Origin of the sequence: Gordonia sp. GONU, from assembly GCF_024733855.1 — a bacterium.
Classification (GTDB): domain Bacteria; phylum Actinomycetota; class Actinomycetes; order Mycobacteriales; family Mycobacteriaceae; genus Gordonia; species Gordonia amicalis.
In genome coordinates this window covers 190,109-212,952 of record NZ_JANRHB010000001.1, presented here as the reverse complement: position 1 = coordinate 212,952, position 22,844 = coordinate 190,109, and the positions used below count along the sequence as shown (strand labels likewise).

Annotated in this window: 18 protein-coding genes; 9 read left to right on the top strand and 9 right to left on the bottom strand. The window is 68.8% G+C overall.

Annotated elements, in window-relative coordinates; genetic code table 11:
* The first annotated feature begins 132 nt into the window (after nt 1-132).
* Nucleotides 133-699 carry a LysM peptidoglycan-binding domain-containing protein gene (locus NWF34_RS00950; protein WP_024498497.1) on the top strand — a complete coding sequence of 189 codons (567 nt, stop codon included), beginning with the start codon at nt 133-135 and terminating at the stop codon, nt 697-699.
* Between the two features lie 99 nt (nt 700-798).
* Nucleotides 799-1,266 (top strand): transcriptional regulator NrdR, encoded by a 468-nt coding sequence (gene nrdR, locus NWF34_RS00945; RefSeq protein ID WP_006436472.1) that lies wholly within the window; start codon nt 799-801, stop codon nt 1,264-1,266.
* Here the strand turns inward: nrdR and hrpA are convergent.
* The gene (hrpA, locus tag NWF34_RS00940; protein WP_024498499.1) at nt 1,240-5,226 is read right to left on the bottom strand and encodes an ATP-dependent RNA helicase HrpA; all 3,987 of its coding nucleotides are present in this window, start codon (nt 5,224-5,226) and stop codon (nt 1,240-1,242) included. The two genes, nrdR and hrpA, sit on opposite strands and share 27 nt — an antisense overlap.
* Before the next feature lie 61 nt (nt 5,227-5,287).
* Here hrpA and NWF34_RS00935 point away from each other — a divergent pair, with 61 nt between their 5' ends.
* Nucleotides 5,288-6,547 (top strand): aspartate aminotransferase family protein, encoded by a 1,260-nt coding sequence (locus NWF34_RS00935; RefSeq protein WP_051349601.1) that lies wholly within the window; start codon nt 5,288-5,290, stop codon nt 6,545-6,547.
* Between the two features lie 234 nt (nt 6,548-6,781).
* Here NWF34_RS00935 and NWF34_RS00930 read toward each other — a convergent pair whose 3' ends face one another.
* Nucleotides 6,782-7,315, bottom strand: coding sequence for an alkyl hydroperoxide reductase (locus NWF34_RS00930; RefSeq protein ID WP_024498501.1), 534 nt, complete (start codon nt 7,313-7,315; stop codon nt 6,782-6,784).
* A 10-nt stretch (nt 7,316-7,325) separates the two neighbouring features.
* Complete coding sequence (locus NWF34_RS00925) at nt 7,326-7,913, bottom strand: peroxiredoxin (RefSeq protein WP_024498502.1); 588 nt, start codon at nt 7,911-7,913, stop codon at nt 7,326-7,328.
* 130 nt (nt 7,914-8,043) lie between these two features.
* On the opposite strand from NWF34_RS00925, the gene NWF34_RS00920 reads away from it, so the two are divergent.
* Complete coding sequence (locus NWF34_RS00920) at nt 8,044-8,976, top strand: hydrogen peroxide-inducible genes activator (RefSeq protein WP_024498503.1); 933 nt, start codon at nt 8,044-8,046, stop codon at nt 8,974-8,976.
* Between the two features lie 4 nt (nt 8,977-8,980).
* Here the strand turns inward: NWF34_RS00920 and NWF34_RS00915 are convergent, their stop codons facing one another.
* Both NWF34_RS00915 and NWF34_RS00910 read right to left on the bottom strand, forming a co-directional pair.
* Nucleotides 8,981-11,086, bottom strand: coding sequence for an RNA helicase (locus tag NWF34_RS00915; protein ID WP_035760358.1), 2,106 nt, complete (start codon nt 11,084-11,086; stop codon nt 8,981-8,983).
* Entirely contained in the window at nt 11,083-12,063 is a 981-nt protein-coding gene (locus tag NWF34_RS00910; protein ID WP_024498504.1) for a PAC2 family protein, read from the bottom strand. Before NWF34_RS00910 ends, NWF34_RS00915 begins: the two co-directional genes overlap by 4 nt.
* Before the next feature lie 253 nt (nt 12,064-12,316).
* On the opposite strand from NWF34_RS00910, the gene NWF34_RS00905 reads away from it, so the two are divergent.
* Both NWF34_RS00905 and NWF34_RS00900 read left to right on the top strand, forming a co-directional pair.
* Nucleotides 12,317-12,982 (top strand): hypothetical protein, encoded by a 666-nt coding sequence (locus tag NWF34_RS00905; RefSeq protein ID WP_024498505.1) that lies wholly within the window; start codon nt 12,317-12,319, stop codon nt 12,980-12,982.
* A gap of 91 nt (nt 12,983-13,073) precedes the next feature.
* Nucleotides 13,074-14,168, top strand: a complete 1,095-nt coding sequence (locus NWF34_RS00900) for a DUF4192 domain-containing protein (RefSeq protein ID WP_024498506.1) — start codon at nt 13,074-13,076, stop codon at nt 14,166-14,168.
* Between the two features lie 66 nt (nt 14,169-14,234).
* Here the strand turns inward: NWF34_RS00900 and NWF34_RS00895 are convergent, their stop codons facing one another.
* Nucleotides 14,235-14,930 (bottom strand): metal-dependent transcriptional regulator, encoded by a 696-nt coding sequence (locus NWF34_RS00895; RefSeq protein WP_024498507.1) that lies wholly within the window; start codon nt 14,928-14,930, stop codon nt 14,235-14,237.
* Between the two features lie 160 nt (nt 14,931-15,090).
* Here NWF34_RS00895 and NWF34_RS00890 point away from each other — a divergent pair, with 160 nt between their 5' ends.
* Together NWF34_RS00890 and NWF34_RS00885 are read left to right on the top strand one after the other, a co-directional pair.
* Complete coding sequence (locus NWF34_RS00890) at nt 15,091-16,347, top strand: acetoin utilization protein AcuC (RefSeq protein WP_024498508.1); 1,257 nt, start codon at nt 15,091-15,093, stop codon at nt 16,345-16,347.
* On the top strand, nt 16,340-19,180 hold the full coding sequence (locus NWF34_RS00885) for a bifunctional GNAT family N-acetyltransferase/acetate--CoA ligase family protein (protein WP_024498509.1): 2,841 nt from the start codon (nt 16,340-16,342) through the stop codon (nt 19,178-19,180). Before NWF34_RS00890 ends, NWF34_RS00885 begins: the two co-directional genes overlap by 8 nt.
* 22 nt (nt 19,181-19,202) lie before the next feature.
* Here the strand turns inward: NWF34_RS00885 and NWF34_RS00880 are convergent, their stop codons facing one another.
* Both NWF34_RS00880 and NWF34_RS00875 read right to left on the bottom strand, forming a co-directional pair.
* A complete protein-coding gene (locus tag NWF34_RS00880; RefSeq protein ID WP_174324729.1) occupies nt 19,203-20,141 on the bottom strand; it encodes a sigma-70 family RNA polymerase sigma factor in 939 nt (312 codons plus the stop codon).
* 289 nt (nt 20,142-20,430) lie between these two features.
* Nucleotides 20,431-20,871, bottom strand: a complete 441-nt coding sequence (locus tag NWF34_RS00875; RefSeq protein ID WP_024498510.1) for a DUF3099 domain-containing protein — start codon at nt 20,869-20,871, stop codon at nt 20,431-20,433.
* 146 nt (nt 20,872-21,017) lie between these two features.
* On the opposite strand from NWF34_RS00875, the gene NWF34_RS00870 reads away from it, so the two are divergent.
* On the top strand, nt 21,018-21,290 hold the full coding sequence (locus NWF34_RS00870) for a DUF3039 domain-containing protein (protein ID WP_024498511.1): 273 nt from the start codon (nt 21,018-21,020) through the stop codon (nt 21,288-21,290).
* 21 nt (nt 21,291-21,311) lie between these two features.
* Here NWF34_RS00870 and NWF34_RS00865 read toward each other — a convergent pair whose 3' ends face one another.
* Nucleotides 21,312-22,628: a YihY/virulence factor BrkB family protein gene (locus NWF34_RS00865; protein WP_024498512.1), complete on the bottom strand. Its 1,317-nt coding sequence runs from the start codon at nt 22,626-22,628 to the stop codon at nt 21,312-21,314.
* Between the last annotated feature and the right edge of the window lie 216 nt (nt 22,629-22,844).

Here is a 22,844-nt window from a genome sequence, read left to right as displayed (position 1 = left end):
GACAATTGTCGGAGTGCCGTGCTACAAATCGAACATCAGTTCATCGAACGGATGATCGACATTCGAACAGTTCGACCGGGACGACGCGGTCCCACTCACGAACACCGTTCGACCGGATACACGGAGGGCACCATGCGCACCGCCACTCTCATCGACCCCGTCCACCTCGACCCCGCCCGGCACGACCCCGCCCGGCACGGCGGTCCCGTCCGCGGCGACGTCCTGGAGCGTCCGCGCCCGACACGTCGGGGAGACGCCCGGCGGCCCGTCGACAACCGTCCGGTGCCGGAATCGGCGGTCCGGGTCCGCCGCGTCGCGTCCACCCAGTGCGCGTCGCCGGTGGGTATGCGCGGTCGTGGACCGGTGGTCCCGGCGTGGCGTCCCGCCGAGGCGGCTCCCGCGGCCGTCATCCGCCGGCGTCGCCGCACGGCGACCGCTGTCCTCGCCGGCGTCGCGCTCGCCCTGGCCGTGTGGGTCATCGCGGTCGTCGGCCAGAACTACGCCGCGTCGGTCACGCCTGCCGCGGTCGGCACCGAGGTCGTGCACGTTCGGTCGGGTGACTCGCTGAGCACGATCGCCTCGCGGGTCGCCCCCGAGATGCCGCGTGAGGCCGTCGTCGACGAGATCATCCAGCTGAATGACCTCGCGTCGAGCGGGCTGCGCGTCGGCCAGCCGCTCCTCACCCCCCGGTACCACTGAGGCCGGGCGGTATCCTCGATGCCACAGGGACCAGCCGAGCACCGGCCCGGCATGCGGCGCGGCTGCATCAGAGCGTCCCGTGACCTGCGTGAGGATACGATGCGCTGCCCCTTCTGCAAGAACGACGACACCAAGGTCATCGACTCGCGTGTCGCTGATGAGGGGCAGGCCATCCGGCGCCGCCGCTCCTGCGTGGAGTGTGGGCGACGCTTCTCGACCGTGGAGAGTGCGGTCCTCTCGGTGGTGAAACGCAACGGCGTCACCGAACCGTTCAGTCGCGAGAAGGTGATGCGAGGTGTCCGGCGCGCATGCCAGGGGCGCCACGTCGCCGAGGACGCTCTCGCCCAGCTCGCCCAGCAGGTCGAGGACACCGTCCGCGCCAGTGGTTCGGCCGAGATCCCCAGCAATGAGGTGGGACTCGCGATCCTGAAGCCGCTGCGGGACCTCGACGAGGTCGCCTACCTGCGCTTCGCGTCGGTGTACCGGTCCTTCGACTCCCTCGAGGACTTCCAGCGCGAGATCGACGACCTCCGGGCCGCTTCAGCCGAGTCGGTCAAGAGTTCGTAGGACCCGCTTCTCCGACACCGGGAACGCGGTGCCCAGCCGTTCGGCGAACAATCCGACCCGCAGCTCCTCGACGAGCCACTGCGCCTCGTCGTTGACGTGCGCTTTCCGGTGTTCGGGTACCTGGGCCAGCCGCTGCGCCCACCGTTCGGTCACGCGGTCGATCACGGCGACTCCGGCCTGATCTCGCGCGGCGGAAGCCGGGAGTGCCGTCAACCGTGCCTCGGCGGCCGCGAGGTAGCGCGGCACGTTCTCCAGATGATGTCGCGGAGTGGCGGCCACGAATCCGTCGAAGACGAGGTTGTCGAGTTGTTCGGCGACGTCGTCGGCGGCGAGCGAACCCGCATGACGGTCGATCGCGGCGCGTACCGGCGCCACCGAGCCGAGCGACTCCACCGCGAGAGAGAAATACTCCGGAGCCGACTCGGTGATCCGTGGACGGATCTTCTCCGTCAGGGTGCGGAACGCCTCGGGTGAACGCACGGCGGACGCGGTCCCGGCGTGAAGGCCGGCGACGACGTCGCGGATCGCCCGGCGTGTGCAGTCGGCCAGCAATGTATCGAGATCCGCATAGGGACTCTGGCTCAACGCCAGCCGGCCGGCGGCGCCGAGCGAACTCGCCACGCGCCGGTGCAGTGGCGGGATCGCCAGGTCGAGGAGCGCGACGATCCCCCTCTCCGCCAGGCGATCTCGGGCCTGCTCCGACACCGCGTCGATCACGACCACCCCGCGTGTACGTCCGGCGTCGTCGGTGATCGCGTCGACGGTCGGGTACCTGGTGAGGCGCTGACCGGCGATGTCGACGGTCCGCTGCGCGGCGAGAGTGCCGATGCCGTCGTCGGTCCAGCTGCGATACAGCGTGCGTTTCACCGTCTTCGACGCCGCGGGCGTCGTCGCACGCTGAAGCTCGTCGATCGAGTCGGCACGCGCGGTGATCCGTCCGTCGTCGTCGGCGACCGCGAAATGCATCCGCAGATGGAGGGGAATCCGGTCGAGGTCGAAATCGGCGGCGGTGACCGTCATCTGGGTGATCGTGGTGAGTTCGCGGGCGAGCCCGACCGCGAGCGGTTCGCTGCGAGGCGTGAGACGGGCCAGCGCCAGGTCGGCGAACCGCTGGGCGGGGGACATCGACTTGCGCAACCTCTTGGGCAGCGATTTCACCAGTGCGGTGGCCAGTTCCGACCGCATCCCGGGCACGGACCAGTCGAAGCCCGCCGACCGGACGTGGGGCAGCAGTGCGCGCGGGATGATCACGGTGACACCGTCATCGGGTGCGCCGGGTTCGAACCGGTAGCGGAGCTCGAGTCGGGTGTCGCCCTGCTGCCACGCACCCGGATAGTCGGTCGGTGCGGCCTCGGCGGTTGCCGTGACATCCTCGGGCTTGAGGTCCAGAAGGGCAGGATCGCTGCGCCGTGCCTTCTTCCACCACGTGTCGAAGTGACGTGCGGAGGTGACCTCGGCGCCGACCCGGTTGTCGTAGAACTCGAAGAGCTGATCCTCGGTGATCACGAGTCCGCGTTCGCGCCTACGGTTCTCGACGTCGGCGGCGGCCTCGAGGAGGGCGCGGTTGCGTTCGAAGAACGGGTGCTGGGTACGCCAGTCTCCCTCGACGAGGGCATGGCGGATGAACAGCTCGCGCGAGACGACCGGGTCGATGGGACCGTAGTCGACGCGGCGACGGGCGACGAGGGTGACGCCGTAGAGGGTGACCCGCTCGTACGCCATCGCGGCGCCACGTTTCGACGACCAGTGCGGCTCGCTGTGCGTGCGTTTGACCAGATCCCCGGCCAGTTTCTCCGCCCACAACGGATCGATCCCGGCGACCGTGTGCGCGAACAGCCGGGAGGTCTCCAGGACCTCCGCGGCCATGATGAACGCCGGCGGTTTCTTGGCCAGCGGCGACGCCGGGAAGATCATGAGCGTCGTGTTCCGCGCCCCGGTGAATTCACGACCCTCGGTGTTGCGGACCGCGATGTTGCTGAGCAGACCCGACAGGATCGCGCGGTGGACGGCATCGGCGTCGACCTGCGGCAACTCCTCGCCGGCCGGACGCACGGGCCAGTCGAGATCCTTGACGATCTCGGTGAGCTGACGGTGCAGGTCCCGCCACTCCCGGATGCGCAGGAAGTGCAGGAACTCCCGCTCGCACATCCGCCGGAACCTGCTGCCGGACAACTCCTTGCGCTGTTCGTCCAGGTATCGCCACAGTTCGACGTAGGACAGGAAGTCCGACTGCGGCACGACGAATCGACGATGGGAGGCGTCGGCCGCCTCGCGATGTTCGGCCGGCCGTTCGCGCGGATCGGGCAGCGACATCGCGGACGCGATGACCAGCAGGTGGTCGAGGCAGCCGAGTTCGCGACCCGCGATCAGCATGCGGGCGATCCGCGGGTCGACCGGTATCCGCGACATCGAACGGCCGACGGGGGTGAGGCGCGGCGGGCCGCCTTCGCGGCTCACGGTGATCGCGCCGAGTTCGGTCAGCACGCCCATACCGTCGCGGATCGCGCGCTCGTCGGGCGGCTGGACGAACGGGAAATCCGCGATCTCACCGAGTTTGAGCGAGGTCATCTGCAGGATGACCGCGGCCAGGTTGGTGCGCAGGATCTCCGGGTCGGTGAACGCCGGCCGCGAGTCGAAGTCGTTCTCGCTGTAGAGCCGGATACAGACACCCGGCGCGACGCGACCGCATCGGCCGGCGCGCTGGCGGGCGCTGGCCTGCGAGACCGGTTCGATGGGAAGACGATTCACCTTGGTGCGGGTCGAGTACCGGCTGATGCGAGCGGTGCCGGTGTCGATGACGTAGCGGATGCCGGGCACCGTGACCGATGTCTCGGCGACATTGGTGGCCAGGACGATCCGTCGACCGTTCGACGGAGCGAAGACCTTCTGTTGGTCGGCGATCGACAGACGTGCGAACAGCGGGACGATCTCCGCACCGCCATCGCGGCCGGTTCCGGTGCGGCGCCGCAACGCATCCGCGGTCTCGCGGATGTCGCGCTCGGTGGGTAGGAACACCAGGATGTCGCCCCGGCCGCCGGCCCACAACTCGTCGATCGCGGCGTCGATGCCCTGGATCTGGTCGAGGTCGGCGTGCTCGCCGCCCCCGGTGTCGTCGCCGCTGTCCGGGCGTTCCTGGAGGCTCAGGGGCCGGTAACGGATCTCGACGGGGTAGGTGCGACCGGACACCTCGATGACCGGCACCGAGGCGTCGGGTGTGCTGAAATGCCGTGCGAAACGGGCGGGTTCGATGGTGGCCGAGGTGATGATCACCTTCAGGTCCGGTCGTTGCGGCAGCAGCCGGCGCAGATAGCCGAGGATGAAGTCGATGTTGAGGCTGCGCTCGTGGGCTTCGTCGATGATCAGCGTGTCGTAGCGCCGCAGCATCGGATCGGTGGCGATCTCGCGGAGCAGGATGCCGTCGGTCATCACGCGGATCAGGGTGTCGGCCCCCGAACGGTCGGTGAACCGGACCGAGTAGCCGACCGCGTCACCGAGTTCGGTGTCGGTCTCGTCGGCGATGCGTTTGGCCACCGAGCTCGCCGCGATACGACGCGGCTGGGTGTGCCCGATCGTGCCGCGGATGCCGCGCCCGAGTTCGAGGCAGATCTTCGGTAGCTGTGTTGTCTTACCCGAGCCGGTCTCGCCGGCCACCACCACGACCTGATGGTCCCGGATGGCGTCGGCGATCTCCTCACGAGCTGCCGACACGGGGAGTTCGTCCGGGAAGCGCAGCACCGGCACGCCTGCCCGGCGCCGTTCGAGGCGGTTGCGTGCCTTGGCCACGTCGGCGACGAGCTGCTCCCACTTGCGTGGGTCGGGGGTGCGGCCCAGCTTGTCGACCCGGCGGCGGAGTCGGTGAGCGTCGAGGATCCCCACCTCGTCGAGCGAGCGCAACAGCTGGGATCGGGAGATGCCGGGCTGAGGATCTCGCGGGGCTGGATCTGGGGACTCGACCGACATGATGTCTCCAGGATATGGGTCGCTGCCGGGGGTGTTCACCTCGCCCGGCATCATGGGGGCCATGGCTGATTCTTCGAGGGCACTGTCCGATACTCCTGGCGCTCTGTGGCACGGTTTCGCCGACATGGGTGCGGTGACCGCGAGTGGCCCGTTCGTCGTGACCAAGGGTGAGGGAACCCGCATCTGGGACCGCGACGGCAAGTCCTATCTCGACGCGACGGCCGGTCTCTGGTTCACCAACGTGGGCCACGGCCGCACCGAGATCGCCGACGCGGTGGCGCGTCAGCTCGGCACCATCGCGCACTATTCCAACTTCGGGGACATCGCGAGCGACGTCACGCTGCAGCTCGCCGACGAGCTGGCCGCGATCGCACCGGTGCCCGGTTCCAAGATCTTCTTCACCTCGGGCGGCAGCGACTCGATCGACACCGCGGTCAAGCTCGCCCGCCGGTACTGGGTGGAGCAGGGCAAGCCCGGCAAGCGCGTCGTCGTCAGCCGCACGAAGGCGTATCACGGCATGCACGTCGCCGGTACGTCGCTGGCGGGCATCCCCCTCAATCACGACGGCTACGGCGAGCTCATGCACGACGTGCAGAACGTCGACTGGGATGACGCGAAGAGCCTGCTCGGCCTCATCGAGCGGGTCGGTGCGGACAACATCGCCGCGTTCTTCTGCGAGCCGATCATCGGTGCCGGTGGCATCTACCTGCCGCCGGCCGGATACCTGGACGAGGTTCGCGCGATCTGCCGCGACCACGACGTCCTGTTCGTCGTCGACGAGGTCGTCACCGGCTTCGGTCGTATCGCCGGCGACTCGTGGTTCGCCTCGGCGCGCTTCGACCTGCAGCCGGACATGATCACCACTGCCAAGGGCCTCACCTCGGGCTATGTGCCGATGGGTGCGGTCTTCATCGCGCCGCGCGTCGCCGAACCGTTCTTCGCCGGCGGCGTCTGGTGGCGCCACGGCTACACCTACGGCGGTCACGCCGCCGCGGCGGCCGCCGCGCTGGCCAATCTCGAGATCATCCGCCGCGAGAACCTGCTCGCGGAGGCGACGCGGCTCGAGGGGGATCTCGCCACGGCGTTGTCCCCGCTGGCCGACCTCGATTCGGTCGCCGAGGTGCGCACCGGCCTCGGTGCGGTCACCGCGGTCCAGCTCGCCGACCCGGCATCGGCTCCGGCGGCGGTGGTGAAGCTGCGTGAGCACGGTGTCAGCACGCGCGCCGCGGGACAGGGCGCGCTGCAGATCTCGCCGGCCTTCGTGATGACGACCGACGAGGTCGGCGAACTCGCCGACCGTATGCGGGCCGCGCTGAGCTGAGCACAAGCGCCCCCTGATCCGAAAGTAGCGACCCGACCCCTCGCTCCCTGAGGTGCGAGGAGCGTAAGCGACGAGCCTCGAAGGGCTGGTGAGGATTTCGGACGCATCTCGCCAGGGCCTTCGTGGCTCGCTTCGCTCGCGCCTCAGGCAGCAGAGGGGCCGCCCGCGCGGCAGTGGATACAACAAGGCCCGGTTACCGAATCGATAACCGGGCCTTGTTGTCTGGACGCGCTATCAGGCGTTCGCGAGCACCTCGGTGGTGGCGATGGCCTGGGCCACGCCGGTCACGATCGAGGCGACCTTGAGGGCTTCGAAGATCGCCTCCCGGTCGACGCCGGCCTCGCGCAGGGTGTTCTCGTGGGCGGCGACGCAGTGCCCGCAGCCGTTGACCGAGGATACGGCGAACGACCACAGCTCGAATGCGGCCTTGTCCACGCCCGGGTTGCCGATGATGTTCATCCGCAGGCCGGGACGCAGGTCGTCGTACTTGCCGTCGAGAAAGCCGCGGCCACGGTAGAACACGTTGTTCATGCCCATGATCGACGCGGCGCCCAGGGCGGCGTTGTACGCCTCGGCCGACAGGATGTCGGCGGCCTCGTCGGCGATCTCGCTGAGCACCTTGGCGTTCTTGGTGGCGGCGGCGGTCGACAGCAGCGTGCCCCACAGCTGCTCTTCATTCAGCGCGGTGGTCCGGCTGATCGAGCCCAGGTTGAGCTTGAGGTCCTTCGCGTACTCCGGAAGGGCTTCCTTGAGGTTGTCGATACTCATCTGATCCCCTCTAGACGCCCGAGGACATGAGCTCGCCGGCGTTGATCGTCGGGTCGCCCTTCTTCCAGTTGCAGGCGCACAACTCGTCGGACTGCAGGGCGTCGAGGACACGAAGGACCTCGTCGACGTTGCGTCCCACCGAGCCCGCGGTGACCGACACGAACTGGATCTCGTTGTTCGGATCGACGATGAAGGTGGCGCGGTCGGCGACCCCGTCGGCGTTGAGAACGCCTGCAGCGGTGGCCAGTTCGCGCTTGAGGTCGCTCATCATCGGGAAGGGGAGGGTCTTCAGGTCCTCGTGCTGTGCACGCCACTGGAAGTGGACGAACTCGTTGTCGACCGAGGCGCCGAGCACCTGGGTGTCGCGATCGGCGAACTCGTCGTTCAGCTTGCCGAATGCGGCGATCTCCGTCGGGCACACGAACGTGAAGTCCTTGGGCCAGAAGAAGACGACGCGCCACTGACCGGGGTGGTCGTCGGAGGTGACGGTGGTGAAGTAGTCATCGGGCTGCTGGGCGTTGACCTTGCTGAGGTCGCCGCCGATCACGGCGGTGAGGTTGTAGGCGGGGAACTGGTCACCGATGGTGAGCAGGGCCATGTATCGCTCCTTCAGCTGAGTGAGTGAGTGTACGGAAACTGCGCGCGAACGAATTTCGCGACGTACGAGTACCATCGTGCCGGATTTTGCGCGAAAGCGAAACGTGATTAGTAGCACTACACTGATAGCCATGCCCGATAAAACTTATCAGCCGACCGTCGCCGGACTGCGCGCCTTCGTCGCCCTGGCCCAGCGCAGACACTTCGGTGCCGCCGCAACGGATTTGGGCGTGAGTCAGCCCTCGCTCTCGCAGGCCTTGTCGGCGCTCGAGGCGGGCCTCGGGGTGACGCTCGTGGAGCGCACCACGCGCCGCGTCCTGCTGACCCCGGACGGAGAGGAACTGCTGCCGCGGGCGATCGCGGCCGTCGACGCCGTCGACGAGTTCACGGCGGCGGCCGCGGGTGCCGGACGGCCGTTGCACGGGACGATCCGTCTCGGTGTCATCCCGACCGTCGCGCCCTATGTGCTGCCGGCCGTGCTGCGCGGTCTCGGTGAGAGACTTCCCGACCTGCGCCCTCGAGTCGTCGAGGAGCAGACCGCCCGTCTCGTCGAGCAACTGCGGGGCGGGACGCTCGACGTGGCGCTCCTCGCGCTGCCGCTCGAGATCCCAGGGATCGTCGAGGTGCCGCTCTACACTGAGGATTTCGTCCTCGCCCTGCCGGCCGGGCACGCTCTCGCCGGAAAGCGCCGAGTGGATCCCAGCGCCCTGGCCGACCTGCCGTTGCTGCTCCTCGACGAGGGGCATTGCCTGCGGGACCAGGCGCTGGAGGTGTGCGCGCTCGCGGGTGTGCGTCCTGATCTGGGACAGACCCGCGCGGCGTCGCTGACGACGGCCGTGCACTGCGTCGTCGGCGGTCTCGGGGTGACCCTCATCCCGCAGACCGCGGTCGCCTCGGAGACCGCATCGGGGGACCTGGCGATCGCCACGTTCGCCTCGCCGCGTCCGGGGCGCCGGATCGGGCTGGTGTTCCGGCGGTCCGCACGCCACGACGAGTCGTATCGGGAACTCGGGTCGATCATCGGTGAGCTCGTCGCCGAGACGGGCGCCGTCACGTCGGTCTAGGCGGTCAGGCCTCCGCAGCCTCGGCGGCGAGTGCCTCCCACTCGTCGACGAGGCTCGAATCGACCTCGCGGACCATGGTGCCGAGGTCGACGACGATCTGTTCGATCTCCGGCGTCACGGCGCTGGTCGGAACACCTTGGCGCAGAACCCGATAGCAGTCGGACAGGTAACGCAGCACGACGCCCTCGCTCCGGGCCAGCCCGTACGCGGAGATCAGCTCGGTGAAGGTCATGGCCTTCTCCAGCATCTCGCGGAGTACCGACTTCGGGTTGGGCGGGAACGACGCCACCCAGGGGTGGCCGCGCCGATAGATCTCGAACGCGCCGAAGATCTCCTCGAAGAGGGGTTGCGGCCAGGAGATGTCCTCCAGGCGCGACATCCGTTCCTCGTACTCGATCCCGTCGGCCTTCATCTCGGCGATCGCCGCGTCCCGGGCCACCTTGCGCTGGGCCAGCAGCAACGGCCGCGGGTTCTCCAGCGTCGACTCGAGAATCGAGATCACATCCAGTGCGTACGTGGAGGACTCCGGGTCGAGGATCTCGAACGTGGCCATCGCGAAGGCCGACAGCGGATTGGTCAGCGCGAAGTTCTCCGGCATGTCCACGCTCATCGCGATGTGCCGTCCGGTCTCATCGGGGGCGTCGAGCTGCACGACGATCCCGGCATCGCGCAGACCGCGGTACAACTCGATGGTGTGCTTGATGTGGCGCAGTTGACGATCACGCGGTTCGTGGTTGTCCTCGAGCAGGTGCCGGACGGCGGCGAAACAATCGCCGGGCCGACCCAGGACCTCGAGCAGCATCGCGGTGGTCATCTGGAAATGCGACCGCAACGGCTCGTCGGGTGCGTCGATCAGCTGGGTGAAGGTCTTCTCACCCCAGGATACGAAGCCTTCGGGAGGCTTGCGGCGCACCAGCTTCCGCAGCTTCTTGGGATCGTCGCCGGCCTTGGCGACGGCGCGGGCGTTCTCCACGTCGTGCTCGGGTGCCTGGGCCACCACATAGCCGACGGTGTCGAAGCCGGCCCGGCCGGCGCGGCCCGCGATCTGATGGAACTCCCGCGCCCGGAGGCGGCGGACGCGACGGCCGTCGTATTTGCTCAGCCCGGCGAACAACACCGTCCGGATCGGCACGTTGATGCCCACGCCGAGGGTGTCGGTGCCGGCGATGACCTTCAGCAGTCCCTGCTGCGCAAGACGTTCGACGAGCCGCCGGTATCGGGGGAGCATCCCGGCGTGATGGACGCCGATGCCCGAGCGCAGCAGCTTCGACAAGGTGTTGCCGAAGCCGGTGGAGAACCGGAAGTCGCCGATGGCCTCGGCGATCGCGGCCTTCTGCTCCTTGTCGCAGATCTTGACGCTCAGCAATGCCTGCGCGCGTTCGACGGCAGCGGCCTGGGTGAAGTGCACCACGTAGATCGGTGCACGTCCGCGCTCGACGAGATCGGCGATCGTCTCGTGGATGGGCGTCATCGCATAGTCGTGTTCGAGGGGCACGGGACGCTGGGCGCCGGTGACCTCGACCGTGTCCCGGCCGGTGCGGCGGGTGAGGTCGTCGACGAAGAAGGAGACGTCGCCGAGCGTCGCCGACATCAGCAGGAACTGGGTGGAGGGCAGCTCGATGAGCGGCACCTGCCACGCCCAGCCACGGTCGGGCTCACCGTAATAGTGGAACTCGTCGGCGACGAGCGTGCCGATGTCGCTGTCGCCACCGGCCGCTAGGGCGAGGTTCGCGACGATCTCGGCGGTGGCGCAGATGATCGGCGCGTCCGGGTTGACCGTCGCGTCACCGGTCAGCAGGCCGACCTGGTCGGCACCGAACATCGCGCACAGCTCGAAGAACTTCTCGCTGACGAGGGCCTTGATCGGCGCGGTGTAGAAGGCGCGCTCACCCCGGCAGCGCGCGAAATACAGGGCGCCGGCGGCCACGAGCGACTTCCCCGAGCCGGTCGGGGTCGCCAGGATGACGTGGCTGCCGGCGAGCAGCTCGAGCAGTGCCTCTTCCTGGTGCTCGTACAGGTCGAGGCCGCGATCGGTCCACCACTGCGTGTAGGTGTCGAGCGCCTGGTCCTCGTCGTCGACGGGCGCCAGGGCCGCCGCGCTCGCGGTCAGATCGACGATTGCGGTCCCTCGTCTCCGGGCTCGTCGTCCTTCGAACTCTGCTCGGCGGCCTGTTCGGCGAGGAATCGTTCGAGTTCGGCACCGAGCTCGTCACCGCTGGGCAGCGACTCCTCGGCGGCCAACAGCGACGCGCGCTCCTCGGCGGCCTGCGTGAAGGTGTCGTACTGGGTCTCCAGTGCGGTGACGACCGACTCGATCTCGCTGTTGCCCTCGACCTCGGTGTCCACCTGTGCGCGCACCTTCGCGGCGGCGCTCTCCAGCGCGGCGAGCGGCAGGTCCAGACCGGCCAGCTCGGCGACTGCGCCGAGCAGTCGCGCGGACGCGGCCGGGTAGTTGGTCTGCGCCAGGTAGTGCGGCACGTGGACCGACAGGCCCGAGGCTCGGTAGTCGTGCTCGCTCATCCGCAGTTCGAGCAGCATCGAGGCACTGGCCGGCAGCTTCATCGCCGAACCCCAGCGGGGGAGGTTCCCCAGGGCGTCGGGGTCGCTGCCGTGTGCGGTGATCGACGGCGGGCGCGTATGCGGCACCGCCATCGGGATCGCGTTGAGACCGATGACATCCGTGACTCCGAGTCGGTCGGACAGGCGGCGCACCGCGTCGACGAACTGTTCCCAGCGCAGGTCGGGTTCGGCGCCCGCCAACAGCAGGAAGCCCTTGCCCGCGTTGTCGCGGATCGCGTGCAGCGTCAGTGCCGGCATCTCGACCTCGGTGAAGGTCTCCCCGCTGAACGAGATCGTCGGGCGCCGGGAGCGGTAGTCCATCAGTTCGTCGGAGGAGAACGTCGCGACCAGTTCCGACTCCAGGCTGTCCCGGAGATGGGTGGCCGCCAGCGCGACGGCGTGGCCGGCGTCGGCGAACCCCTCGAGCGCATGGATCAGAACCGGGCCCGTGCCATCGGCACGGGTGACCTGCGGAGCGGGAAAGGCGAGTTCGTACAGCGCGTCGTTCCGCGCAGGTTGCTCGTCCACGTCATCCCTCCTTGTACGTGGCAGCCGTGGCACAGCACGGCTGGATTCTCGTCATATGTCTCATTGTCTCGCACCGGGGTCGCGGGTGAGCACGGGCATCCGGCGAAACACCAACAGTGCAACGACATCGTCGCGCCGGGGATTCCCGAATTGGGTGTGTCACCCGCGTGGGTGAGCGGTCGCGGTGGCACAGTAGATCGCTGTGACCCCGGCAACCGTTACGCCCCGTACGTCTTGTGGCCGCCGCCTGCGCGTGTTCGTGCTGGCCGCTGCCTGCACCGTTCTCGCCGGTGGCGTCCTGTCGGCGTGCTCGATCCAGGGCGACGCCCAGTCGTCGAATCCGGACCTGTCGTCGAGGTCGGTGGCCGCCTCGGATTTCCCGGGTGGTCCGGCGAGCCCGATCCCGCCTCAGGCGGTGGCCAACGCGCTCGCCGACGTCACCGGTGGTCCGGCACCCGGACAGGGGAGCAACACCGAGGTGTCACCGGCCGAGTGCGCACCCTCACCGGTGTCCGCCGACGGCGCGGTCGCCCTTCTCGGTCCCGGGACCGCGGAACGATCGACCCTGACCACCGTCGTCGCACACGTCGACACGTCGCTCGCCGAGGTCGTGGGCCGCGCCGAGAAATGCCCGGAACTGACCACGACGACCTTCGGTGCGTCGTCGACAGTGACCACTGAGGTCCTGCCCGCACCGCCGGCACCCGACGGCGTCGCGACCGCGACCATCCGTCGCACGATCGTCACCGGTGGTGGTACCGCGCCGGTGACCACCAGCTCGCTCGCCCTGATCGGCGAGCGCGACGGGGTTCGCGTGTATGCCGAATATCGTTGGCCCGCAGCAGGTCCGGTACCCGCAGAGGATTCGGCGGCGCTCGACGAGCTGTTCACGAAGGCGGTGTCGGCGGCCTTCGGCTGAGACCCGCCGGCCTGTGGACGGGCCGCGGAGGTTGTCCACAGGTCTCCCGGCTCGCCGTCGTGGGGGCCGGGCACGACAGATGCTCTCGTGCATGCCCAGATTCTCGGCGTCCTCGCGCCTCTACCGTGACCCCATCGATCCGACGACGCTGCTCACGGCGATCCCGGCGCTGCTCGGCTTCCTGCCGGAGCGCTCGATCATCGTCGTCGCCTTCGCGCCCGACCGTGGGATCTCGGCCACCATGCGACACGACCTGGCCCTCGACGACACCGGGAACCCGACACCCGAGCTGTCCACGGTGCTGGCCGGCCTCGGGTCGATCACAGATTCCTATGGCGCCGAGGAGGTCGTGGCGATAGTCGCCGACGACCGTTTTCCGGCCGACAGTGCGCAATATCGGCGGGTGCTCGCGATCGCCGACCGGCACTTCGGCGCGATCGGGGGCGTCGCTGCCGGATTCGCGGTGGCCGCGTTCGATCCCGGGGCGCCGTGGTCGGTCATCTGGTGTCCCGACGGGCAGGCGTGGTCGATCGACGTCGTCGACGACCACGGTGGAGTTCTCGACGATCCGCAGACCTGTCCGACCGCCATCGCCGAGGCCGTGAAATCGGGCCGTCGAATCCTGCCGCGCCGGTCGGAGATGCGGGCGATGCTCGAACCCGTCGACGGCGAATGCAGCGCCTCACGGCCGGGCCCGGACTGCGACGACTGTCGGGTCCTCCCGGTCGGGTCGCTGTCCGACGCACACCTGCTGGACCTGGTGATGGACTCGATCGCCGACGCCGGGGAGTCGCTGGACTGCACCGAGGTCGCGCTGCTGGAACAGGCCGTCGTACGACCCCGCACCCGCGATGCGCTGCTCGTCCTCGCGGTCACCGACCTACGGGAGGACGCTGAGCTGGTCTGGCGGGAACTCACCCGGCGACTCGCCGGGCCCGGACGGGCCGGGGCCGCGACCCTGCTCGCGCACCTGCACTACATCGGTGGGGAAGGGGCCTACGCGGGCGTCGCACTCGACGTCGCCCTCGAATCCGACCCGGACGCGAAGCTCGCCGGACTCCTCGACGGCTGCCTGCGCTCGGGAGTCCGACCCGGCAAACTGTGGGAGATGATCGACGGTTCGTACGCCACCGCCCTGGCGCTCGGGGTGCGGATGCCGGAGATCACCCGGCGCGCCGCCGGGTGATCTCCGGATGTGACGGCCTCAGACCTTCACTGCCTCAGACTTCTACTGCCTCAGACCTTCACTGCCTCAGACCTTCTCGACGACCTTCTCGACGAACACCGAGTGCGCCATGTCCGGGGAGAGCTCCAGACCCTCGTGCCCGGGCGTGTTGATCGTGATGATGCCCGCGGAGTTGGTCACCGTCACCCGGGCATTCGGCACCACCCCGGCCTCCCGCAGCTGCGAGATGAGACCCACGTCGGACTGTGCGTGCTCCGACAGGCGCCGCACGATGACGGCCACGGTGTCGCCGGCGGGCAGATCTGCGAGACGGGTCGCGCCGTCGTCGGTAGTGGGCACCTCGACGCCGAGCAGTTCCAGACCCGGGATCGGGTTGCCGTAGGGCGAGGTCGTCGGGTACTCGAGCACGGCGAGCAGACGACGTTCGACGTTCTCGCTCATGACGTGCTCCCAGCGGCAGGCCTCCTCGTGGACCTGATCCCAGGGCATGCCGATCACATCGACCAGGAGCCGCTCGGCGAGGCGATGCTTGCGCATCACCGCGACGGCCAGCGAACGGCCGCGCTCGGTCAGCTCGAGGTGGCGGTCGCCCGCGACGCGCAGAAGTCCGTCGCGCTCCATCCGGGCAACGGTCTGGGACACGGTCGGACCGCTTTGGTCGAGGCGCTCGGCGATGCGCGCCCGCAGCGGCACGATCCCCTCTTCCTCGAGGTCGTAGATCGTCCGCAGATACATCTCGGTGGTGTCAACCAGATCGTTCACTGTGCCCAATCCCTTTCGTCCCCGCCAAGATTACCCTGTTTACCCACGGTGACCGCCCTCTCAGGGGCCGTCGTCTCGTCACCACGACCCTGACGGTACGCACGTGTGGTCGAACCGACATCGCTCACCCGGCCGCGAGTTGAACCACTAGCCTGAACGTGTGACCGACACTTCTGCGACGGCCGTCATCTGGAGCGAGGACTTCCTGTCCTACCGGTGGGCCCACACCCACCCGATGAACCCCGTGAGGCTCGCGCTGACGATGACCCTCGCCCAGAGCCTCGGCGTGCTCGACGACGTCGAGACCGTCCCGCCGCAGGCCATCGACGACGACGCGCTCACCGTGGTGCACAGCCGCGACTACATCGACGCCGTCCGCGCGGTGGGTTCCGGCACCGCGTCGCTGTCCGGTCCGCTCCTCGAGCGGCTGTTCGGACTCGGCGACGCCGACAACCCGGTGTTCGCCGGGATGCACGAGGCCGCCCGGCTCCTCGTCGGCGGCACCCTCGCCGCCGCGCAGACCGTGGCCTCCGGCGCTGCGACCCGCGCGGTCAACATCGGCGGCGGCATGCATCACGCGATGCGGGCACGCGCCGCGGGCTTCTGCATCTACAACGACTGCGCGATCGCGATCAGATATCTGCTGGACAAGGGATTCGACCGGATCGCCTACATCGACGTCGACGCCCATCACGGCGACGGCGTCCAGGTGGAGTTCGCGGCGGATCCGCGGGTGATGACGGTCTCGCTGCACCAGCATCCGGCGACGCTGTGGCCGGGGACCGGCTGGCCGACCGAGGTCGGCGACGGCGACGCGCAGGGGAGTGCGGTCAACCTCGCGCTGATGCCCAACACCGAGGATCGGCTGTGGCTGCGGGCCTTCCACGCCGTCGTGCCGTCGCTGATCGCCGGGTTCAAACCGCAGATCATCGTCAGCCAGTGCGGCGCCGACAGTCATCGCGCCGACCCGCTCACCGACCTGTCGCTCACCGTCGACGGTCAGCGCGCGGCGATGATCGCGATGCGTGAGCTCGCCGACAAGTACTGCGAGGGGCGCTGGATCGCGGTCGGCGGCGGCGGATACGGCGTGGTCAACGTGGTGCCGCGCAGCTGGACCCACCTGCTGGGCGTGGCGCTCGACCGCGAGGTGGACGTCACCGCGACCATCGACGAATCCTGGTGCGCCACAGCCGAACAGATCTCGACGCAGGTGCATTCCGACTACGCCCGGCCGCCGGTCGGGGTGATGGGTGACGGCGGTGACGTCGATTATCAGCCGTGGGACGGCGACGCCGGCCAGGAGCCGCCCGAGGGGGTGAGCGCGACGGCACAGCGACAGACCGATCGCGCCATCCTCGCGACCCGCCGCGCGGTGTACCCTCTGCACGGTCTCGACCCGGAGGATCCCCGTGACTGATCAGGACGTGTCGTCCACCCCAGAACACTCCACGACCGCGCCGCAGGCGTTGGCCGATCAGCCCGAACCCCGTGGCGCCTGGGACTATCCGCGGCACTGGATAGCCGACGTGCTGGCCTCCGACGGCGGTGTCGTGCACCTGCGGCCCATCGTGCCCGACGACGCCGACCGGATCGTCGCCTTCCATTCCAAGCTCTCCGAACGAACCCGCTACATGCGGTACTTCGGTCCGACGCCCACCCTGCCGCCCCGTGAGGTGGCGCGGATGACGACCGTCGACCACCAGCAGCGCGTCGCGATCGTGGCGGTGCTCGGTGGCGAGATCATCGCCGTCGGCATCTACGAGGGGCTCGCCTTCGACGGCAAGCCGGAGTCGGCCGAGGTCGCCTTCGTCGTCGCCGACGAACACCAGGGCCGCGGCCTCGGACCGGTCCTGCTCGAACATCTCGCCGGCGCCGCGGCCGAGAACGGTTTCACCCGCTTCGAGGCCGAGGTGCTCAGCGAGAACCCGAACATGGTCGCCGTGTTCCGGGACGCCGGCTACCAGCTGGCCCGCAGCTTCGACGGCTCGACGGTGCATGTGGAGTTCCTGATCGACCCCACCGAGGCACTGCTGTCGGTGCGCAACGCCCGCGAGAACGCGTCGGAAGCCCGCAGCGTCGCGAACCTGCTGCGCCCGACCTCGGTCGCGGTGATCGGCGCGTCGACCGACCCGAACAAGGTCGGAAACGCGCTGCTGGCCAACATCATCGCCGGGGGGTTCACCGGTCCGGTCTTCCCGGTGAACGGGCCCGCCCGAGTCGAGGAGGAACCGCCGAGCCCCGGGTCACAGCGCCCGGGCCGCCCGACGTCGCCGAACCGGCGGCGCACTCACGAACGTCCGCCGTCGGTGCGCGGCATCCGCGCCTACGAGACGGTGCGCGACATCCCGGATCCGGTGGACCTCGCGGTGGTCGCGGTCCCGGCGTCCCGGGTCAACGACGTCCTCGACGACTGCCTGGTGAAGGGCGTGCGGACCCTCGTCGTCGTGTCGTCCGGTTTCGGTGACTCCGGCGAGGAGGAGGGTCTGGAGAACGAGCGACGCCTCGTCGCGCAGGTCCGCGAACACGGCATGCGGCTCGTCGGCCCGAACGCGCTGGGCGTGGCCAACAACGACGCCGGTATCGCGCTGAACGCCACGCTCGCGCCGCGCATCCCCGCCGCCGGCCGGGTCGGGTTCTTCTGCCAGTCCGGCGCATTGGGCATCGCGATCCTCGACACCGCCGCCCGGCGCCAGATCGGGTTGTCGACCTTCGTCTCCGCCGGGAATCGCGCGGACGTCTCCGGCAACGACCTGCTGCAGTACTGGGACAGCGACGCCTCGACCGATGTGATCCTGCTCTACCTCGAGAGCTTCGGTAACCCGCGGAAGTTCTCCCGCATCTCCCGCCGGGTGTCGCGGGCCAAGCCGATCGTGGCGGTGAAGTCGGGCAGGGGAGCGATGAGCCCGGTGCGCGCGGCCCGGTCCGCGGCCAACTTCGACGACCAGATCGCGCGCATGATGCTCGAGCAGGCCGGTGTCATCCAGGTCGACACGATCCCCGAACTGTTCGACTGCGCGGCGTTGTTCGCCTATCAGCCGCTGCCGCGCGGACCCCGCGTCCGCATCATCGGCAACTCGTCGGTGTTGGGCAGCCTCGCCGCCGACCAGGCCCGCAACGGCGGCCTGGAGGTGGTCGACAACATCGATCTCGGCGCGGGGGCGACGGAGGAACTGTTCGAGGACGCCGTGTCGGCGGCAATGACCGACACCGGCGTCGACGCGATCGTCGTCGTCTTCGTGCCGCCGGTGGCCGTCGACGCCGACTGGCACGCCCGCGCGCTCATGGCCGCGGCCAACACCCCCGGTGCCGACGGTGCCAAACCGATCGTCACCACGTTCCTCGCCGTCGAGGGTATCCCGCCGGGCCTCACGAAACCCGGCCCGAACGGTCTGCCCGAACGCGGCTCCATCCCGTCCTATGCCAGCCCGGAGCGCGCCGCAGCAGCTCTCGCGCGCGCCTGGCAGTACGCCAAGTGGCGGATGCGGCCGGAGTCGGTCGTCCATCGGGCCGAGGGCACCGATCCGGAGGCGGCCCGCATGTACGTCCGCGAGGCGATGGACTCCGACGGCTCGTCGTCGGACCGTCTTCTCGGCCAGGTCGAGTCGGCGAGGCTGCTGCGGTGGTACGGCATCTCGGTCGTCCCGTTCCGTGAGGTCACGACGATGCACGAGGCGTCGGCGGCGGCCCGCGAACTCGGCTTCCCGGTCGCGGTGAAGGCGACCTCGTCGAAGTGGCGGGGACGTCTCGACCGCGAGGGCGCCCGGCTCGACCTGCCCGACGCGACCGCCGTCGTGAACGCCTTCGCCGAGCTGAGCGAGCTGACCGGCGACCACGTCCTCCACGTCCAGAAGATGGCACCGAAGGGCGTCGGCACGGTCATCCGAGTCCGCGACGACGAGTCCTTCGGTTCGGTGATCTCGTTCGGGCTGTCGGGACGGACCTTCGACCTGCTGGGCGATCACGGGTATCGCGCGATCCCGCTCGCCGAACTCGACGCGCGAGAACTGATCGACGAGCCGCGATCGGCGCCGCTCCTCAACGGCTACCGCGGTGAGGAGCCAGCCGACAAGGAGGCGCTCGTCGACCTGCTCCTGCGGATCTCCACCCTGGTCGACGACATCCCCGAGGTGCGCGAGGTGCTGTGCGACCCCATCCTCGTCTCGGTGGACGGCGCATCGGTACTCAATGCCCAGATACGCGTCGGCCCGGTGCCCGACAGGCGGGACACCGGACCGAGGCGGTTGAGCTAGGAGGCTCTCGAACCAGAGGACGTCAGCTGGCGTAGGCGCGCAGACGCTCGGCACGATCGCCGGCGCGGAGCTTGCCCATGACCTCGCGCTCGATCTGTCGCACGCGCTCGCGCGACAGCCCGAACATGCGGCCGATCTGATCGAGGGTGCGCGGCTGACCGTCATCGAGGCCGTAGCGCATCCGGATGACCTGCTGTTCGCGCTCGTCCAGGGTCGCCAGTACCGCACGGATGTCCGAGTGCAGCAGACCGGCGATGACGGCGTTCTCGGCGGAAGTGGCCTCGGCGTCCTCGATGAAGTCGCCGAGCGGGGCCTCCTCGTCGCTGCCGACCGGCATGTCCAGGCTCACCGGGTCGCGGCTGTGGTCGAGCAGATCGGCGATCTTCTCGGCCGGGATGCCCGACTCGCTGGCCAGTTCATCGTCGGTGGCCTCGCGACCGAGCTGCTGATGAAGCTCCCGCTTGATGCGGGCGAGCTTGTTCACCTGCTCGACGAGATGGACGGGGAGCCGGATGGTGCGGCTCTGGTCGGCCATGCCGCGGGTGATCGCCTGGCGGATCCACCACGTCGCGTAGGTCGAGAACTTGAAGCCCTTCGCGTAGTCGAACTTCTCCATGGCGCGGATCAGACCCAGGTTGCCCTCCTGGATGAGGTCGAGGAGCGGCATTCCGCGACCGGTGTAGCGCTTGGCCAGCGAGACGACGAGACGGAGATTCGCCTCGAGCAGATGGGACCGTGCGGCCTCACCCTCGCGGACGATGGTCGCCAGGTCGCGCTTCTTGGTTGCCGAGAGGCGCTTCTTGGTTGCCAGGACGTGCTTGGCGTAGAGGCCGGCCTCGATCTGCTTGGCGAGTTCGACCTCCTGCTCTGCGTTGAGGAGAGCGGTGCGTCCGATCCCGTTGAGGTAGACGCGGACGAGGTCCGCGGCGGGCGACTGGGCGTCGAGATCCTGTTCCGTCATCGCCGGGCGGGTGCCCGGGGCGGACGGATCCGCGAAACCTGTGGTCGGGGTCGAACGTGCAACTGTCGAGCGTGACATGCGGCCTCCTGACTTGAATACGTTCACTGGGTCCAACGTCCATGCGTTGGCGATAGTTCCCGAAAGTGATTCGTCGCAAACCCGGAGGAGGCTTGGTGACCTGCGAAGACTTTCACCGATTCGCAGGGACGGCTGAGAAGTTGCTGAGATGTCGGGCCGCGGGGGAACCCGCTGCGGTCCCGCCCCGTCGGTCGTCGGGATCGACGGTGACTCAGTCGTCGTCGGGGTCGACCACGTGACCGTCGACGGTGCGGTGGGGGAGTTGCTGTTCGGTGCGCGAGAGGGCGGGAGGGCCGACGACGTGATGATCGGCGCCGTACTTGTAGAGAGGTACCTCCCCCCGCTTGCGCGGCGGCCGGTCGTTGGCGATGAGCACCGCCATCCAGGGCAGCGGGATGGAGACGGCGACGATGGCCAGCGCAAGAAGCCCCGAACCGGTGAGCGAGTAGGCGACGCCGGCGATGATCAGCGCGGGGACGCGGAACGCCATCATGATCAGGTACTTGCGGACACGGGCCTTCTGCTGCGCCTCGAGGGAGTCCTGGGCGTCGGTGATCAGGAAGGTCTCGGCGGGCACGGCCGGATGTTCCGACCTGCCGAAGCGCTTCGAGTCCTCGTGGTGGCCGTGCGGCTCATTGCCGTTCGCGCCCATGGAATCCCTTTGTTCGAACACCCTCTCCACTGTCCCACTTTCGGTTGCTCTTTGCACTCACGGATTCCGGGCCCGGGCGCCGCCCTGTGCCGGATGCGCAGCGGCCTCTCTGTGCCCCGGGTGCCCCGGTGACGCACAATAGAGCAATGGCAACTGAAACCATCGAACGCCCCGATCTCGACGAGTGGACCGACACCGAGACCGACGAGCGGTCCGAAGCCGACGCCACCGACAGCAGTGACGACGACCGGCCCAAGTTCTTCCACTACGTCAAGAAGGACAAGATCGCGGAGAGCGCCGTGATGGGCAGCCACGTGGTCGCGCTCTGCGGCGAGACCTTCCCGGTGACCCGGGCGGCCAAGCCGGGTTCGCCGGTGTGCCCGAAGTGCAAGAAGATCTACGCCAAACTGCGCAAATAGCCGAGCGGGCGCCGGGACCGGTCAGTCGCTCCCGCGGTCACGCGTGGGCCGGCGGATCGGTCCCGACGACAGCCGGTCGGGGATCGTCTTGAGCTGACCGGTGATGTCGGAGGTCTGCGAGTTGACCCAATGCCGGACCTGGGTCGTCGTGGACGCCTTGGCCGGCCAGAACTGCTGCACCGCCGCGTTGAACTCGGCGCCGATGACGATGCCGAAGCCGAGCGAGAAGGTGAACAGCAGGAAGGCGATGGGCGTCGCCAGCGCACCGTAGGACACGCCGGCCTCGGTGATCTTCGTCAGGTAGATGCGCAAGACGTAGCTGGCGACCCAGAAGAAGACGCCCGCGACGATCGCGCCGCCGATGAGCCGGTGCCACGGGAGCGGATTGGGCAGTGCCAGGTGGTAGAGCGTCGTGAGGACGAACAGCAGCAGGACGGCGACGAACGGGAAGTAGCCGTAGTCGATGAGTGTGGTCACGAACGATCCCCAGGACGCGGGCACGATGGCCCGCAGATAGTTCGGTCCGAGGGCGACCAGCGGCAGCAGGAAGACCGCCACGAAGAGGAAGCCGACATAGAGGAACAGCGCGAAGAAGCGCTGCCACACCGGATGTCGGACCTCGTGCTGGTCGTGCGCCTTCGCGATCGAGGCGATGAAGCACGACATCGCCGAGGAGCCCGCCCACAGCGACAGGATGAAACCCACCGACATGAGTCCGATGCGGCCCCGGCCCAGCACGCTGTCGACGGTCGGGGTGATCAGGTCGTCGACGACGGTCTCGGTGAAGGTGCGCTGCGCGAATTCGATGATGCGGTCGTAGACGATGTCGACGGTGCCGGGACCGAACCAGCCCGCGACGTAACCGACCGAGCCGAGGAGCCCGAGCAGTAGCGGGGGCAGGGAGAGCGCCTGCCAGAACGCGGCCTGCGCCGCCCAACCGATGATCCCGTCGTCCCAGGATTTCACGATCGTGCGCCACACCACCCGGTGGATGTTGGGTAGTACCGGGGGGCCGGGTTCGTCCTCGGTGCCGTCGGAGTCGGGCGCCTTCGCGCGGCTCGCGGGGACGGGTTCGTCGACGCCTTCGGGCTTCGCCTCCTTCTCGGCGTCCTCGGGCTCCGCCCGCTTCTCCGCTCCGGTCGTCGTCCTGGGGGATTCGGGCATGACGGGGACGTCTCGTGATGCAGGAGCGGTGTCGCCGGACGCCGAGGTGTCCCCGACGAACGGGGCGGGCCGGCGAGGAGTCCGAAACGTGGTGTCGAGTGGACTGGTGTCGCGTTGACCGGCGTCGAGCGGCGCGGTCACGGCGTTCGACGGATTCGGACACACGGCAGCCACCGGCGACGTCGCGTCGCCGGCCAGCGGTACCGGGTTCCTCTTTCGCGTTGTGATGAGTTCAATATCCCCGATCAAGGGCCCGGAAGGGTACCCGGGTCACCAGGCGCGTCGTTCGGAGTGACCACGCGGGGATGCGCACGCGGCTGTCGGCGAGCCGCGACGAGGGGGTGTCGCGATGCGGGGGCGGGGCGGCCCCGGCGGTACGATTGCCGGGTC

Coding starts and splice junctions, on each gene's coding strand:
- NWF34_RS00870 (WP_024498511.1), top strand. CDS start 21,018: ATGGCAACTGAAACCATCGAACGCCCCGATCTCGACGAGTGGACCGAC.
- hrpA (WP_024498499.1), bottom strand. CDS start 5,226: ATGTCGGTCGAGTCCCCAGATCCAGCCCCGCGAGATCCTCAGCCCGGC.
- NWF34_RS00950 (WP_024498497.1), top strand. CDS start 133: ATGCGCACCGCCACTCTCATCGACCCCGTCCACCTCGACCCCGCCCGG.
- NWF34_RS00875 (WP_024498510.1), bottom strand. CDS start 20,871: ATGGGCGCGAACGGCAATGAGCCGCACGGCCACCACGAGGACTCGAAG.
- NWF34_RS00900 (WP_024498506.1), top strand. CDS start 13,074: ATGCCCAGATTCTCGGCGTCCTCGCGCCTCTACCGTGACCCCATCGAT.
- NWF34_RS00920 (WP_024498503.1), top strand. CDS start 8,044: ATGCCCGATAAAACTTATCAGCCGACCGTCGCCGGACTGCGCGCCTTC.
- NWF34_RS00925 (WP_024498502.1), bottom strand. CDS start 7,913: ATGGCCCTGCTCACCATCGGTGACCAGTTCCCCGCCTACAACCTCACC.
- NWF34_RS00930 (WP_024498501.1), bottom strand. CDS start 7,315: ATGAGTATCGACAACCTCAAGGAAGCCCTTCCGGAGTACGCGAAGGAC.
- nrdR (WP_006436472.1), top strand. CDS start 799: ATGCGCTGCCCCTTCTGCAAGAACGACGACACCAAGGTCATCGACTCG.
- NWF34_RS00880 (WP_174324729.1), bottom strand. CDS start 20,141: ATGACGGAACAGGATCTCGACGCCCAGTCGCCCGCCGCGGACCTCGTC.
- NWF34_RS00935 (WP_051349601.1), top strand. CDS start 5,288: ATGGCTGATTCTTCGAGGGCACTGTCCGATACTCCTGGCGCTCTGTGG.